The organism is Sulfurimonas iocasae (genome assembly GCF_047716755.1).
Taxonomy (GTDB): domain Bacteria; phylum Campylobacterota; class Campylobacteria; order Campylobacterales; family Sulfurimonadaceae; genus Sulfurimonas.
In genome coordinates, this window is sequence record NZ_CP180409.1 from 441,123 (window position 1) to 456,052 (window position 14,930).

The 14,930-nt window shown below is 33.2% G+C and carries 20 protein-coding genes; 15 read left to right on the forward strand and 5 right to left on the reverse strand.

Features of this window, described 5'->3' with window-relative positions:
• The first annotated feature begins 14 nt into the window (after positions 1–14).
• Complete coding sequence (locus ACLHDE_RS02265; RefSeq protein ID WP_415397542.1) at positions 15–1,010, forward strand: AAA family ATPase; 996 nt, start codon at positions 15–17, stop codon at positions 1,008–1,010.
• Positions 1,011–1,077: 67 nt separating this feature from the next.
• On the opposite strand, the gene ACLHDE_RS02270 is transcribed toward ACLHDE_RS02265, so the two are convergent.
• Positions 1,078–1,506, reverse strand: a complete 429-nt coding sequence (locus tag ACLHDE_RS02270) for a globin domain-containing protein (RefSeq protein WP_415397543.1) — start codon at positions 1,504–1,506, stop codon at positions 1,078–1,080.
• Between the two features lie 157 nt (positions 1,507–1,663).
• Here ACLHDE_RS02270 and ACLHDE_RS02275 point away from each other — a divergent pair, with 157 nt between their 5' ends.
• Positions 1,664–2,806, forward strand: a complete 1,143-nt coding sequence (locus ACLHDE_RS02275; protein WP_415397544.1) for a DUF2201 family putative metallopeptidase — start codon at positions 1,664–1,666, stop codon at positions 2,804–2,806.
• Here ACLHDE_RS02275 and ACLHDE_RS02280 read toward each other — a convergent pair.
• Positions 2,803–4,047: a diguanylate cyclase gene (locus tag ACLHDE_RS02280; protein WP_415397545.1), complete on the reverse strand. Its 1,245-nt coding sequence runs from the start codon at positions 4,045–4,047 to the stop codon at positions 2,803–2,805. The two genes, ACLHDE_RS02275 and ACLHDE_RS02280, sit on opposite strands and share 4 nt — an antisense overlap.
• Before the next feature lie 33 nt (positions 4,048–4,080).
• Between ACLHDE_RS02280 and ACLHDE_RS02285 the strand changes: the two genes are divergently transcribed.
• Positions 4,081–5,340, forward strand: a complete 1,260-nt coding sequence (locus tag ACLHDE_RS02285; protein WP_415397546.1) for an ATP-dependent DNA helicase — start codon at positions 4,081–4,083, stop codon at positions 5,338–5,340.
• Positions 5,341–5,342: 2 nt separating this feature from the next.
• Here the strand turns inward: ACLHDE_RS02285 and ACLHDE_RS02290 are convergent, their stop codons facing one another.
• Positions 5,343–5,786, reverse strand: a complete 444-nt coding sequence (locus ACLHDE_RS02290) for a hypothetical protein (RefSeq protein ID WP_415397547.1) — start codon at positions 5,784–5,786, stop codon at positions 5,343–5,345.
• A 93-nt stretch (positions 5,787–5,879) separates the two neighbouring features.
• Here ACLHDE_RS02290 and ACLHDE_RS02295 point away from each other — a divergent pair, with 93 nt between their 5' ends.
• The 5 genes from ACLHDE_RS02295 (at position 5,880) to ACLHDE_RS02315 (ending at position 8,866) form a co-directional block, all read left to right on the forward strand.
• Entirely contained in the window at positions 5,880–6,455 is a 576-nt protein-coding gene (locus ACLHDE_RS02295) for a TetR/AcrR family transcriptional regulator (RefSeq protein ID WP_415397548.1), read from the forward strand.
• Positions 6,456–6,539: 84 nt separating this feature from the next.
• The gene (locus ACLHDE_RS02300) at positions 6,540–7,061 is read left to right on the forward strand and encodes a hypothetical protein (RefSeq protein ID WP_415397549.1); all 522 of its coding nucleotides are present in this window, start codon (positions 6,540–6,542) and stop codon (positions 7,059–7,061) included.
• Entirely contained in the window at positions 7,058–7,465 is a 408-nt protein-coding gene (locus ACLHDE_RS02305) for a YiiD C-terminal domain-containing protein (protein WP_415397550.1), read from the forward strand. The genes ACLHDE_RS02300 and ACLHDE_RS02305 overlap by 4 nt, the downstream gene beginning before the upstream one ends.
• A 17-nt stretch (positions 7,466–7,482) precedes the next feature.
• Complete coding sequence (locus ACLHDE_RS02310) at positions 7,483–8,370, forward strand: helix-turn-helix domain-containing protein (protein WP_415397551.1); 888 nt, start codon at positions 7,483–7,485, stop codon at positions 8,368–8,370.
• A gap of 82 nt (positions 8,371–8,452) precedes the next feature.
• Positions 8,453–8,866, forward strand: coding sequence for a pyridoxamine 5'-phosphate oxidase family protein (locus ACLHDE_RS02315; RefSeq protein WP_415397552.1), 414 nt, complete (start codon positions 8,453–8,455; stop codon positions 8,864–8,866).
• A gap of 46 nt (positions 8,867–8,912) precedes the next feature.
• Here the strand turns inward: ACLHDE_RS02315 and ACLHDE_RS02320 are convergent, their stop codons facing one another.
• Complete coding sequence (locus ACLHDE_RS02320) at positions 8,913–9,509, reverse strand: peroxiredoxin (protein ID WP_415397553.1); 597 nt, start codon at positions 9,507–9,509, stop codon at positions 8,913–8,915.
• 208 nt (positions 9,510–9,717) lie between these two features.
• Here ACLHDE_RS02320 and metK point away from each other — a divergent pair, with 208 nt between their 5' ends.
• The 7 genes from metK (at position 9,718) to ACLHDE_RS02355 (ending at position 14,320) form a co-directional block, all read left to right on the forward strand.
• Positions 9,718–10,875 (forward strand): methionine adenosyltransferase, encoded by a 1,158-nt coding sequence (gene metK / locus ACLHDE_RS02325; protein ID WP_415397554.1) that lies wholly within the window; start codon positions 9,718–9,720, stop codon positions 10,873–10,875.
• Between the two features lie 70 nt (positions 10,876–10,945).
• Complete coding sequence (locus ACLHDE_RS02330; RefSeq protein ID WP_415397555.1) at positions 10,946–11,230, forward strand: 4Fe-4S dicluster domain-containing protein; 285 nt, start codon at positions 10,946–10,948, stop codon at positions 11,228–11,230.
• A gap of 140 nt (positions 11,231–11,370) precedes the next feature.
• The gene (gene ndk / locus ACLHDE_RS02335) at positions 11,371–11,784 is read left to right on the forward strand and encodes a nucleoside-diphosphate kinase (protein WP_415397556.1); all 414 of its coding nucleotides are present in this window, start codon (positions 11,371–11,373) and stop codon (positions 11,782–11,784) included.
• Positions 11,785–11,793: 9 nt separating this feature from the next.
• Positions 11,794–12,144 carry a hypothetical protein gene (locus ACLHDE_RS02340; RefSeq protein WP_415397557.1) on the forward strand — a complete coding sequence of 117 codons (351 nt, stop codon included), beginning with the start codon at positions 11,794–11,796 and terminating at the stop codon, positions 12,142–12,144.
• A gap of 26 nt (positions 12,145–12,170) precedes the next feature.
• Entirely contained in the window at positions 12,171–12,320 is a 150-nt protein-coding gene (rpmF, locus tag ACLHDE_RS02345) for a 50S ribosomal protein L32 (RefSeq protein ID WP_008335740.1), read from the forward strand.
• 3 nt (positions 12,321–12,323) lie between these two features.
• Positions 12,324–13,322: a phosphate acyltransferase PlsX gene (gene plsX, locus ACLHDE_RS02350; RefSeq protein ID WP_415397558.1), complete on the forward strand. Its 999-nt coding sequence runs from the start codon at positions 12,324–12,326 to the stop codon at positions 13,320–13,322.
• Positions 13,322–14,320: a beta-ketoacyl-ACP synthase III gene (locus ACLHDE_RS02355; RefSeq protein ID WP_415397559.1), complete on the forward strand. Its 999-nt coding sequence runs from the start codon at positions 13,322–13,324 to the stop codon at positions 14,318–14,320. Before plsX ends, ACLHDE_RS02355 begins: the two co-directional genes overlap by 1 nt.
• 157 nt (positions 14,321–14,477) lie before the next feature.
• Here ACLHDE_RS02355 and ACLHDE_RS02360 read toward each other — a convergent pair whose 3' ends face one another.
• The gene (locus tag ACLHDE_RS02360; protein WP_415397560.1) at positions 14,478–14,852 is read right to left on the reverse strand and encodes an HIT family protein; all 375 of its coding nucleotides are present in this window, start codon (positions 14,850–14,852) and stop codon (positions 14,478–14,480) included.
• Between the last annotated feature and the right edge of the window lie 78 nt (positions 14,853–14,930).

Genomic DNA, 14,930 nt, shown 5'->3' on the forward strand with positions numbered 1-14,930 from the left:
ATGGAAAACAATAGATGAGAGCTTCTAAATTAACAAATACATTAATAGCACTAATCGAGCAAAAAGTTCCAGCTTTTTTATGGGGTGCTCCAGGCATTGGTAAATCTTCAATTGTTAAACAAATCGCTCAAAGTAATGAGATAGATTTTATTGACTTAAGACTTGCTCTTATGGATCCAACTGATTTAAAAGGAATCCCTTTTTACGATAAAGAGTCACATACTGCACTTTGGGCTCCTCCTGCATTTTTACCTAAAAGTGGCGAGGGGATTTTGTTTTTAGATGAGTTAAACAGTGCTGCACCAAGTGTTCAAGCATCTGCGTATCAGCTAATTCTTGATAGAAGAGTAGGTGAGTATGAGCTTCCAGATGGTTGGGCAATAGTTGCTGCTGGAAATCGTGAGAGTGACAGAGGCGTGACCTACAGAATGCCATCTCCTTTGGCAAATAGATTCGTTCACTTTGAGATGGAAGTTGATGTTGATGACTGGAAATTTTGGGCTTATAAAAAAGAGATAGATGAGAGAATCATATCTTATATCTCATATAAAACACAGCACCTCTTTACTTTTGACGCAAAAAGTGATGCAAAAAGCTTTGCAACTCCTAGAAGTTGGGAATATGTAGATAGCATCTTAAAAAGTAACATTAATCAGGATTTACTTCTAGATGCCATTGCTGGTGCCATCGGACGTGAAGTGGCAGTCGGCTTTTTGAGCTTTACAAAGGTTATGAACAGATTACCTGATATTAAAAATATCTTAGCATCAGGCGATGGTGAATATAGTGATGAGGTAGATGTTTTATATGCTTTAAGCACAGGTTTAGTAAGTGCTTTGCTAAAAGATAATAACGATAAAAATCTTGATAATCTGCTTAAGTATACCCTAGAATTAAAAAGTGAGTTTGCTGTTATGTGTGTACAGGACTTACAAAGAAATGGCGTAAAAATGGAACATTCTGATGTTTTTAAAGAGTGGGTGCAGAAGTTTGCTTATCTTTTGGCGTAGTTAAAACCTCTCTTGGTACACCTCTGTTGAGGTGCACTGTATTACAAGATAGAATAAGGAAATATATTTATGCTTTTGCATATTCTATTTTCTCTTTTGCTATTAATACATCAGCTAAAAAGAAATATGCCTCCTTCCATGCGTCAATTACTTCAGGTGTAGCAGCCTCACCAAGTACTTTTTTTATAGCTTCTAGTAGTGAAACACCTACTATAGGATAGTGCTCAGGTTGTACTTTTGTACGAATATGAACATTAACTATTTTTTCAATTGCCTTATCTAATACTCCGAGATTATCTATATTAGCAGCATATGCTCCAACAGCAGCAGCAAGTTTTTTATGCTGATCCGGCTCTGCATCTTTAAACAGTGCTTTTATCTCAGGATGATTTGTAAACATAATATTATACATAGTGGATGTAATTGCCTCAGCATTTTGAGCTACAACCGGTGCTGTAGCTTTTACTATCCCTACTGTTTTTTCTGATAATTCCATATATTTTTCCTTTTAATTGATTTTAACTAATTGTATCACTATTCAATCAGTTTTTATACAGTATATTGTATAAAAACTATACAAAATAGAAAAAGCCTTATTGTCATAAAGATATCTTACTTTGATATAATAGTCTTAAAAAACGGATACTTTGTAGATGCCAAAAATAGAAAAAAAAATATCCCAAGCCAAAGCAAAACTTCTAGTAGAGTATCCTCTCTTTGGAACTATTGCTTCAAAACTGAAGCTTATAAAAAACGATGATATTCAAGCTTTTAAAAGTAACGGTACAACGCTTGAGTATAATAGTGATTTTTTTAGTGAGATAACTCTAAATGAGATGGAGTTTGTATTTGCTAATGGTGCTATGCATGCATCTTTAGCTCATGAATCTCGTAAAAATGGCAGAAGTGGTTGGTTGTGGCAACTCTCAAGTGACTATGCTGTCAATGATATGCTTGTTGAAAATGGCTTAGAGCGTCCATATCAAGCTCACTACTCAAAACGTTTTCACGGACTCTATGCTGAAGAGATTTATGCTGAATTAAAAGATGATATTTTACGTGATGAGTTAGAGTATGAAGCTGATGATATTGATGACGTGCAAAATGACAAAAACGACCAACAAGAGAATAATCAAGAGAGTGAGTCAACTAAGGAGATAGAACAAGATGACTTACTCTCGCAAGAACTCTTTGAAGAGTTTGCAAAAGCAGTTTTAGAGATGGAAGAAAAACGGGGCGAACTTCCTAAGAGTTTGGAGAGGTTTTTTGATTTAGCACAAAATGCAAATATCGACTGGAGAGATGAGCTTAGAGTATCACTGGAGCGATTTCACAAAGATGACTATGCGCAGATGCCACCAAACAAAAAGTTCTTGCATCTAGGGTTTTATCTTCCATCTAGTATCTCTCAGAGATTTAAGTTAGTTGTTGCAGTTGATAGTTCAGGCTCCGTAGATGAAGATTTACTTAGTGAGTTTTTAAGTGAGTTAAATTTTCTTATGAATACAGTTCCCTCTTATGAGATAAACCTTTTAATTTGTGATGATAAAATCCGCTCACACAGAGTTTTTTACAGTGGAGATATCTTAGAAGCAAGCATTGAGGGTGGAGGAGCTACTGATTTTAGACCTGTATTTGAGTTTATAGATAGAGAGTTAGAAGATACAAAACTACTTTTATATTTTAGTGATTTAGATGGAGTGTTTCCAAATAAAGTACCATTTTATGATGTGAAATGGATAGCTCCAAAAGAGTTAGAAGTGCCTTTTGGAGAAGTTATAGTTTTACAAGATTAGTTAAAAATTATCTGATTTTTACCATTTTGTTTTGCATTGTGTAGCATCATATCTGCTTGGTTAATTGTTTCATCTAAAGTGTCATCATTGTGCAGAGCTGCACCGATAGAGATAGTAATCTTTATTTGATTAGTGGCATCTACGTTAAAGTCAAATTTTTGTATCTCTTGTCTTAATCTTTCAAGTATATCTAAAGCACTATATTTGTTGATATTTTTTAAAGCTACACAAAACTCTTCTCCACCAAATCTTGCTACGATGTCTCTATAACTTGTGTTGATTCTGAGTATCTCAGAAACGCTTGTTATAATTTTATCTCCACCATCATGGCCATAAGTATCGTTGATATATTTAAAGTTGTCAATATCTATTATGGCTACGGCAAATTGTTCACCACTCTCTTTTGTATCTTCAATATACTCTTGCATATTTGCATAAAAGTAACGACGATTGTAAAGACCTGTGAGAAAGTCTCTATTTGCATGATTTGTAATGAACTGAATATTTTCTAAAGCTTCTATTGAGTTGTTGATACGGCAAGAAAACTCTTCTTTAGAAAATGGTTTTTTGATGAAGTCATTTGCACCTTGCTTTAAAAATAGAGCATTTACTTCTTCATTATCATTTGAAGAGATAGCGATGATACATAGTTCAGATTTGTTGTAATCTTTTCGTATTTCACTAGTAAGTTCAAGACCATTCATAACCGGCATATTATAATCAGTTATAACCATTGAAAAATCAGGGTGAGTATTTAACATACCTATCGCTTCTTCACCGTGAGCAACTGTTGTTACTTTATAAAAAAGATTTTCAAGCATATTTTTCATAGTTTTTCTAAAAACCATAGAGTCATCAACTAGTAAAACTTTATGTTTTTGATTTTTTTCAAGTCTTTCAATCGTTTGAATGATGTAGTTAATATCATCTACACCGCCCTTGTTTACATAGTCAATAATATTTTTTTGGAGCATCTTTTTTCTAAACTCTTTGTCAATAGTTGCACTTAGAACTATGGCGTGATTACCTTTGTTTAAAACGTAGTCAACAACCTCTCCATTTGGAGCATCTGGGAGATTAATATCAAGCAGTGTAATAAAGTATGTGTATTTTTTTAAAAATAGTTTTGCTTCTGATAGTTTGTAAGCTACATCTACTTCATATTTTAGAGATAGTTCTATCTTCTTGGCTAGAAGTTTTGCGAGTGTCTTATTGTCTTCAACGATTAATATTCTTTTCATACGGTTATTATACTATTTTAGTATAATTTCTTTATGAATCATCTAAAAGAAATAACTGAAAAACTACTCTTTAAACAAAATATTTTTTTAACAGGCGGAGCTGGTGTTGGAAAAACAACTATAACAAGAGAAGTTATAGAGCATTTCGAGAGTGAAGCTAAAAAAGTAGCAAAGCTTGCATCTACAGGAATGGCAGCCACACTCATAGGTGGACAAACCCTCCATAGCTTTTTAGATCTTGGCATCGCAAGTGATGTCAAAGAGCTAGAAATTAATGGTAAAATGGAAATAAAGAAAAAAGTAAAAAAACTCATATCAAGTATGCACCTCATAGTTATTGATGAGATTTCCATGGTAAGTGACACTGTTTTAGAGATGATACTTCTTAGACTAAAACAATCAGAATATACGGGCACACTCCTTGTTGTAGGAGATTTTTTACAACTTCCTCCTGTGGTTCGGGGAAGTGGGGAAGTGAAGTTTGCTTTTGAGTCTGAGGCTTGGAGTGAGTTTGAGTTTCTTAAAATAGAGCTTACTCATATATATAGAACTGATGATAAAAAGTTTATAGAACTTTTGGGAAATGTAAGAGATGGTTTTGTAAATGAAGAAGTACATAACCATCTAAACGAATACATAAAACCACTGCCACAAGACCTTAGTGAGTTTACATTTTTGTTTGGTAAAAACCACTCAGCATCAAGACATAACAAGAGTCAGTTAGCCCATATTGATAGCGAAATATTTGTAAAAGAGGCTCAAATTATAAAACACTCAAAGAGTGTAAAAGATGCAGAGATAGAACGCTTTATGAATGACTCACGAATTGATAAAGAGCTTGAGCTCAAAATTGGGGCACCAGTTCTTTTTACAAGAAACTCTTGGAACTACTTTAATGGTGAACGTGGAGTTGTAATAAACGTAGATGCAAGTAATGTCTACGTACAAAAAGCAGATGCCAAAGTTGTAAAACTTGAAGCAGTTGCTCAGAGTAAGGCTAAGTGGAGTGAAAAAAGCGTTAACGGTAAAAAAGAGATGGTTGAAGAGCCGCAACTGAGTGTCTATCAATTTCCTATTAAACTTGCTTTTGCGATTACTATTCACAAATCACAAGGTATGTCTATTGCAGACTTGATTATTGAGACAAATGAAATCTTCGCACCATCGCAGTTTTATGTAGCACTCTCAAGAACTAGTAACCCAAAAAGACTCAATCTTATAGCACCAAGATGTCAATGGCATAAAATAGTCTTTGTTAATAGTAAGGCTTTGGGATTTGTAAAAAGTGCTTAGTATTAGAGCTTAAATGCTTTAAAATCACCCTTATGAGATAGAATGATTACTTTAGTAAACTTATGTTTATTAAATGGTATCTTTTTAACTTTCTCAAAAGCTTGAGTGTCCATTTCGTTTGTAATATAATCGACCAAGATTAACCACCACTCGCTATATAAGTGAAAGTTTTTATCAATCTTTGTATTTTTTTCATCTATAAGAAGTTGTATATTTTTATGTAGTTCATCTGTGTCATTGAGTATAGGCGCTTGGATACTTATTAAGTTTCCATTACTTTTACTTTTGTAGTTTCTGTTTAGTCTTCTTACTTCAACAGCTATTTTGTCATCAATAGAAAAGTCAGGAGTAACATTTCCAAGAGGCTCATACTCAAGTTTTTTATGGGGTAGAGTTTGTAAGTATTGCTTTGCTCTCATCTCATCAGAGTTTTCTTTTCTATTCATACTTAACATATTAGCAAAAAGTAGTAAAGATAAAGTTTTGCTACAATATAGATATAAGTTGGAGATAAAATAACTAATGAACAATTACTACCTATGAATAAAAAACAATCAACAAGAGATAAAATCTTAGATACCGTCTTCACTTTAGTCTATATAAATGGCTACAATGGCACTAGTATGGCTATGATACTTAAAGAGTGTAATATACCAAAAGGTTCTCTATATCACTATTTTAAATCAAAAAAAGAGATGGTGTTGGCAGTTGTCAGAGAGAGACTTAGTCCACGGATGGATGAGTTTTACAAACTTCAGCACAAGGATGATGAACATGGAATCAATACTATTATCACGAGTATTTTAAAAGTTACTCATAAAGAGGAACTGATACAGTACGGTTGTCCTCTTAATAGATTAAATCAAGAGATGTCACCTGTTGATAAAGATTTTGAGTTTGAGATAAACATTATATATGAAAAGATTAAAAATAGAACAAAATTTCTTCTTGAGAACTCCTCTTTAAAAGATGGAGTTGATAGTGATTCCTTATCAGAGTTTATTATCGCTAGTGTTTGGGGAAACCTTTCATTAAGTCCAAAGCAATCATCAAAGGTGCGATACTTAGCATCTATACAGCACCTTGTAAATTATCTAAAATCAACAAAAAGCTAAATAGACCATTCAGTCTATTTTAAGAAGTTCTATTATAACATTCTCTAGTTAGACCAATCGGTCTAGATAAATTAAGGAGAGAAAATGTTTATAATCCAACCTATTAAAAAAGAAGATGCCAAAGGTGAGTTAAAACTTTTGTATAGAATGATTGAGAACTCTTTAGGCTTTGTACCTCCTCATTTTGAACTTTTTGCTACTATTGATTTAGAATCTATGAAAGATTTTTTAGAATACAATCTCTATATTATGTCGCATAAGAAGATAGATAAAAATCTATTACCATATATGAGACTCTATATTGCCAATAAAGAGTGTAGAAGTTATTGCATAAACTTCAACTCAGAGCTATTGCTAAAGATGGAAGTAAATAAAGGGCTTATAAACAATATAGTTGAGGAAATACAAAACATACCTTTTGAAGATAAGCAAAAAGCATTGCTACTTAAAGTTTTAAAAGCACTATATGAAGCTGAAGATTTTAATGAAAATGATTTAAAAGAACTATACTCATTTGGGTTTAACGATAAAGATTTTTATGACTTGCTTAGTTATGCGACAAATTTTATGAGTAAAAGTAAGATGATAGAGGTGTATTTAAGATGAGAGTAACTGATATAGCATTTGTAAAACTTATTGGGATTGAGCAAGAGGGTGATAAGCTGTCATTAGACTTTAAAAATGATGTGAAAAACCATATAGATACCATTCATGCATCAGCTCAGTTTACTTTGGCTGAGACCCAGAGCGGACTACACTTACAAAAGCTTTTTCCAGAGCTAGAGGGTAGGGTAGTACCAATCTTAAGAGATGCAACAGTAAAATACAAAAAACCAGCCTTAAAAAAGATAGTTGCTTTTGCAGATGCCAGTGATGAGCAAGTTGAGAGATTTAAAGAGCAGTTTCTTAAAAAAGGCAGAGGCTCTATTGAAATTAGTGTTGAGGTAAAAGATATAGACGGGGTTTTAACATCTGTTGCTGTTTTTTCATGGTTTGTGCAAAAAATATAATATTAAAGATTTGAATTATGATGAACACTTCAAACAAAGATTTTGATAAAGTTAGAGCATTAGTAGGTGAGACAATCACAAAAGAGAACTTGCTATTTGTTGATTCTTTTATTTATAAAGCACTCTCTATATTTATGCCTATTGGTGGAAGTTGCGGTTATGCAGTTTCGCCAAAACATAAACATCCATCATATATGTTTGTCATTGCTTATGATAATGAAACTACAGTATATGTTGGAGATGAGAAGTATGAAACATCTCCAAATACCATGTTTTGCCTATCTCCTAATATAGAGCATCATGAAGTTCAAAATTATCTCCCCCCAAAGTATTGTGCAATATTTATTGATAAAGATTTGTTTGAAAATGCTTTTATGCTGTACTCTAAAGAGTTATTACTCCTAAATGCACTAGTGATTGATATAAAAAACTCTAAGTTAAATATGTTGATAAAAGAGTTTATTTTTGAGTCTCAAAATATTCATCAATCTAAAGATATTATTTTAGATAAGCTTTCATCTTTAGTGATACATGAGATAGTGCGAAATATACTTAAGTATGACTCTAGAAGCTATGATATTACAGATAATCAAATGATAAATGAGATGGTTGCGTTTATAAATACAAACTATGATAAAAATATCACTATAGATGATTTTGCCGCACTGACAAAGTTATCTAAAAGCCATCTTACAAAGCTCTTTAGTAATAACATGAATGTAAGTCCGATGAAGTACTTAAAACTAATAAGATTACAAAATGCAAAGAAAATGTTACTCTCAAATACTCACACAATTACTAAAATATCGCAACAATGTGGCTTTACTTCTCCAGCTTATTTTACAAAGTCTTTCAAAGAAGCTTTCCTTGAAACGCCAAAAGAATTTATACAAAGAGTAAAATAAGTAAAAGTTTATAGTTTTTAAGAGTTTTGTTATAGTTCAAGTATTTTATTTCTATTAATATATTGAAAAAATAGGAATGAAAATGAAATATAAAGATATTGTAGATTTTATAACACAAAATCCAGTTTGTACTATCGCTACAACAAAAGAGAATCAGCCACATGTAAGAGCTTTTTTAACAAATATAGTAGATGATAAACTTTATTTTACTACTTCATCAAAGAAAAGTGTGGGAGAAGAGATATTAAAAAATCAAAAGAGTGAGTTGTGTTATCTTAATTCTGATTTTTCTAAAATGTTAAGAGTAACCACTACATTAGAAATTTTAGATAATAAAAAGATGAAACAGTATCTAATAGACAAAAGAGACTACCTAAAAGGGTTCAGTGTTAATGATAAAGATTTCATACTGTTTTCGCTATCAGCTTCAAGAGCTAGGTTCTGGACTTTAGAAAATAATATGAAAGAAAATAGTTTAGAAGTTATAGAGTTTTAAATTAACCCTCACAGAGATGTGAGAGTTAAAGATAAAAAAATAAAGACTATAGTTTGTCTTCGTTTTTACCAAGATACTCAGCAACACCTTCAGTAGTAGCTTTCATACCTTCGTCACCTTTTTGCCAACCAGCAGCACATACTTCACCATGCTCATCAGTAAATTGCATTGCATCTACCATTCTGATCATTTCATCAATATTACGACCAAGTGGTAAGTCATTTATTACTGCGTGACGTACAACACCTTTACCATCAATTAGGAATGAACCACGTAGAGCAACTGCTTCACCGAAAAGTACATCGTAATCTTTAGAGATTTGTTTTGTAAGGTCAGCTACAAGTGGATATTTAATACGGCCAATACCACCATTGTTTACTGGAGTCTCTCTCCATGCAAAGTGAGAAAATTGAGAATCAACTGATACACCGATTACATTTATACCACGGCTTTTAAAATCTTCAATTCTATGAGAAAATGCAATAATTTCTGATGGACATACAAAAGTAAAATCTAGTGGATAGAAGAAAAGTACAGTACCTTTCTCACCAAAATTTTCTGATAATTTAAAATTCTCATCGATTGAGCCATCTGCTAAAACTGTTGTTGCTGTGAAATCCGGAGCTGGGTTTGTTACTAACATATATATGTCCTTGTGTTTGTTTTTTAGTTATTGAGATTTTAACACAAACAGATTAACAAATCTTAGAGTAAAAGAAGTAATAGAATTATTTAAGGATAATATTTATCTTTTATTATGTTGATGTAGAATAGGAAGAAATTAATTATACTTTGATATAATTATTTCGATTTATAGAGCTAGACTCTGTACTTCAATAAGGAAAAAATCGATGACGAAAGAGTATATATTTACTTCAGAGTCTGTAACAGAAGGGCACCCTGATAAGATGGCAGATCAAATCAGTGATGCAATTTTGGATTATATTATTGAACATGATCCTAATGCACGCGTAGCGTGTGAAACATTAGTATCAAATGGTTTTTGTGTAATTGCAGGCGAATTGAAGACAACGGCTTATGCCCCAATGCAAGAGATTGCTAGAAAAGTTATTCAAGAGATAGGGTACACAGATGCAACTTATGGTTTTGATTATCGTGCTGCTGCAGTTTTAAATGGAATTGGTGAACAGTCTCCTGATATCAATCAGGGTGTTGACCAGGCTGATGGAGAGATAGGAGCAGGAGATCAGGGCATGATGTTTGGTTATGCTTGTAATGAGACAGATGTTCTTATGCCTCTTCCTATATACTTAGCACACAGAATAACTCAAAGAATGGCAGAAGTTAGAAAAGAGGGAATTGTTCCTTATCTTCGTCCAGATGGCAAAGCCCAGATAAGTATTAAGTATGTTGGAGATAAACCTATATCTGTTGATACTATTGTAATATCTACTCAACATTCACCGGATGTTGCCCAAGAACAGATTCACAAAGATATGATTAGTGAAGTTATTAATCACGTTATTCCAATTGATATGATGAATGAAAATACTACTATACATATAAATCCGACTGGAAAGTTTGTAATTGGTGGTCCTCAAGGTGATGCAGGGTTGACGGGTAGAAAAATAATAGTAGATACTTATGGTGGTAGCTGTCCTCATGGCGGTGGAGCCTTTAGTGGAAAAGATCCTACTAAAGTAGATAGAAGTGCTGCATATGCTGCAAGGTGGGTTGCTAAAAACTTAGTAGCTGCGGGAGCCTGCGATAGAGCAACTATACAAGTCTCATATGCTATTGGTATAGCTAAACCTGTTTCTATATTAGTAGATACACACTCAACTGGTATAGTTGAAGAAGAAAAAATAGAGAAGTGCGTAAAAGACCTTTTTGACCTTTCACCAAAAGGAATTATAAAATCTTTAGATTTATTACGTCCAATATATAGAAAAACAGCAGTATATGGACACTTTGGAAGAGAAGAAGATGGCTTCACATGGGAACGTACAGACAGAGTTGATGAGATAAAAGCTTATTTAGATATTTAGTTAGTTATTTTAGCTATTTTTAAAAATCTTGTGATAAACTTATCTCGAAAATTAAATTTAGGAGAATTTTATGGCAGTAATTATTAATGACACTTGTATCAACTGTGGCGCATGTATCGATGAATGCCCAGTAGAAGCAATCGTAGATGAGGATGATAATCCTCAAGATGAAGAGATTTATTATGTTTATGGAGACAAATGTGTAGAGTGTGTTGGTCATCATGATGAACCAGCTTGTGCTACAGCATGTCCTACTGAAGGTTGTATTACTTGGGATGCTATCGGTGAAAGTCCATCGCATCGTGAAGATATTACAGAAGAGCAACGCTCGAACCATGAGAATATTGTAGACTAATTCTCTTTTTTTAAAATCATAAAGTGCCACTTTAGCGCTTTATGATTCTTATTTCTTTCACAAATCTTTGAATTTAAACTTAAATACACTATTTTTTGGATACAATCCCACCCTAATTTTATACTTATAGAGGAGATTTGATGGAACGTACACTATCAATAATAAAACCAGACGCCGTAGCTAAGGGTGTAATTGGTAAAATTTTGGATCGTTTTGAGAGCAATGGTCTAAAGATTGCAGCAAGTAGAAAGATTCAACTTTCACGTGCTGATGCTGAAGCATTTTATGCTATTCACTCAGAGAGACCTTTTTTCAACGACTTAGTTGATTTCATGATCAGCGGACCAGTTGTTGTTTCAGTTTTAGAAGGTGAAGATGCAATGCAAAAGAACCGTGACTTAATGGGTGCTACTAACCCTAAAGAAGCTGAAGCTGGCACAATTCGTGCAGATTTCGCTGAAAACATAGATGCAAATGCAGTTCACGGAAGTGACTCTGTTGAAAATGCAGCTATTGAAATTGCATTCTTTTTCTCTGAGAGAGAAATTTCATAAGTTAAAAATATGAAAGTTACTCTTAGGAAAGTAGGCAAAACGCCAGTAGATTTTGAAGTTAAATCAGACGAAATAACATTTAAAGGTTATTTACAGTATGATTCTGGCAAATTAATTTTGCTAAAAGCAAATCTAGATGGCATGGCTCTTACTGAGTGTAACCAATGCGGTGAAGAGTTTAAGTTACCAGTAAATGAAGAGATAGAATTTTTTATCTCTGATGGTCTTTATGAAGATGAAGGTAGCATCGAACTAGATGTTGTTGAGTCTTTTAACTCTATAGCCGATTTAGATGAGCTTTTAAACTCTGAAATTGAGCTTATTAAAAGCGACTATTACAGTTGCGAAAATTGTAAATAAAATAAAAAAAACGAAAGGAATTAATTATGGCAGTACCTAAAAGAAGAGTCTCTCACTCTCGTTCAGCGAAAAGAAGAACTCACTATAAAATCACATTAGCTAAACCAGTTAAAGATAAAGACGGAACATACAAACTACCTCACCACATCAACCCAACTACTGGTGAGTATAAGTAATCAATGGTAAAAATTGCTATTGATGCAATGGGAGGGGACTTTGGTCCCGAACCAATTGTAAAAGGGTGTATTCAAGCACTTAAGAAAAAACTTTTTATCCCTATACTTGTAGGAAAAAAAGATGAAATTTTACCTCTGTTACCGAAGCGGTATAGAGCTAAAATTTTTATAGTTGAAGCTGATGATGTTATCTCAATGTCAGACTCTGCAACGGATGCTGTAAAAAGAAAAGAAAGCAGTATTTACAAGGCTATTGATCTTGTAAAAAATGGTGAAGCTGATGGTGTAGTCTCCGCTGGACATAGTGGTGCTACAATGACATTAGCTACTCTTAGACTTGGTCGTTTAAAAGGTGTTTCACGTCCTGCTCTTGCTACCCTTATGCCAACAAGAACTGGTCGTCGCTCTATTTTACTAGATGCTGGTGCAAATGTCGATTCTAAAGCAGAACATATAGCAGAATTTGCAGTTATGGGTGGATGTTATGCAGAGGATTTACTTAAGATTGAAAATCCAAGTATTGGTATTCTTGCTAATGGTGAAGAGCCTTCTAAAGGTAATGAAATTACAAAAGAAGCTTTTAAAATCTTAGAAGGTTATAAAGGTTTTAAAGGTAACGTTGAGGGTAGTGATATCTTTAATGGCTCTTGTGATGTAATTAGTTGTGATGGCTTCGTTGGAAATCTTGTTCTTAAAGCTAGCGAAGGTGTTGCATCTACGATTAGTCAACTTATTAAAGACTATATTAGAAAATCTCCTATTGCTATTACAGGCGCACTATTAATGAGAAAAGTTTTTAAACTTCTGAAAAAACAAATTGATTATGCTGAAATAGGTGGTGCTCCGCTTATTGGAATCAAGGGTTGTGCAATTGTTAGTCATGGAAAAAGTAATTCTAAAGCAATTGAAAATGCAATCTATCAAGCTATTAATTATGTTGATACTGGAGTGAATGAACATATTATTTCAAGACTTGAAGAGTTAAAAAGTAAGGATATTTAATGGCTTATGCTGCATTTCGCTCAATTGGTGCTTATGCTCCAATTGATATCTTGACTAATGAAGACCTCTCTAAAATGGTCGATACTACGGATGAGTGGATTACTAAAAGAACAGGTATTAAAGAGCGTCGTATAGCAGCAAAAGATGAGACAACCAGTGATATGGGTGTTGAAGCTGCAAAGAAAGCAATTGAGAGAAGCGGTATAGCCAAAGAAGATATTGATATGATTGTTTGTGCAACAATATCTCCTGATTATTTCTGTATGCCATCAACTGCTACAATTATCTCAACAAAACTTGGACTTAGAAATGTCACTGCATTTGATATCTCCGCTGCATGTACAGGTTTTGTTTATATCCTTTCAATTGCAAAAGCATTTATTGAATCAGGAATGAAAAAAAACATTTTAATTATAGGTGCTGAAAAATTATCTGCAATAACTGACTATAGCGATAGAGGAACTTGTATCCTTTTTGGTGATGGGGCAGGTGCCGCAATAATTAGTGCAACTGATAACAAAGATGAAGCTATCATTGATATTCATACTGGTGCAGATGGTGAGTATGCAGACCTTCTTATGACTCCTAATGGTGGTAGTGGTTCAGTTCACGATTCACTAGATCAAGAAGCTTCTAGCTGTTTTATGCAGATGAAAGGGAATGAAACTTTTAAAGTTGCTGTACGTACATTGACTAAAGATGTAGTTGAAATTTTAAAAGAAAACAATATTCAAAGTGAAGAAATTAAGCACTTTGTACCACATCAAGCTAATTATAGAATTATAAAAGCGGTTGGAGATGCTCTTAAGTTAAAAGAAGAGCAAGTAGTTCTTACTGTTGCAAAATATGGTAATACTTCTGGTGCTTCGATTCCAATGGCTATAAATGATATTTATGAGCAAGGGACACTTAAAAAAGGTGAACTTATGTTACTAGATGCCTTTGGCGGGGGATTAACTTGGGGTTCAGCATTAGTCCCATTTTCACCACTAAAATAATTTTTCAAAAATTAAAATAACACTTTTACTTGATTTCTGCGTTAAAGTTTAGTTTTCTTTCGTCACATACTAAAGTATGCTCCTCAATAAAACTAAACTTCGCCTTGAACTAAAGCAAAATTGAGAATTTTAATTATGAAAAACACTACTATATAAACTACACATTTTGCAGAGCGTTAAAAACTCTCTTGTGGAACTCTTTTTCATCTGGAAGATTTAATTTGGCATCTCTTAGTTTTTCTCCCCACATAGGGTTTGGAAAGTAAGAGTCTTCTTCAAATCTAGCCATTACATGTATATGAACTCTTGGTAGCATATTTGAAAATGATGCCATATTTATTTTTTTAGGATTATAATAGTGCTTCATTTCATATTCAATAATATCATATATTTCCCAAAGTTTACTTCTTAGCTCTTTTGGAACATCGCCCAACTCTTTATAAGCCTCTTTTGTAAATATTTTTAACCAAGGTATTTCACTATCATGTTTTTCTATATAAACATCACTATCTTCGTAGATAAGCATATGCATTAAAGTCCTTTATGTGTTGATATAATATCATAAGTAGTAGAATTCTTATAAATAATTATTTGTTTTATGTTGTCTTGG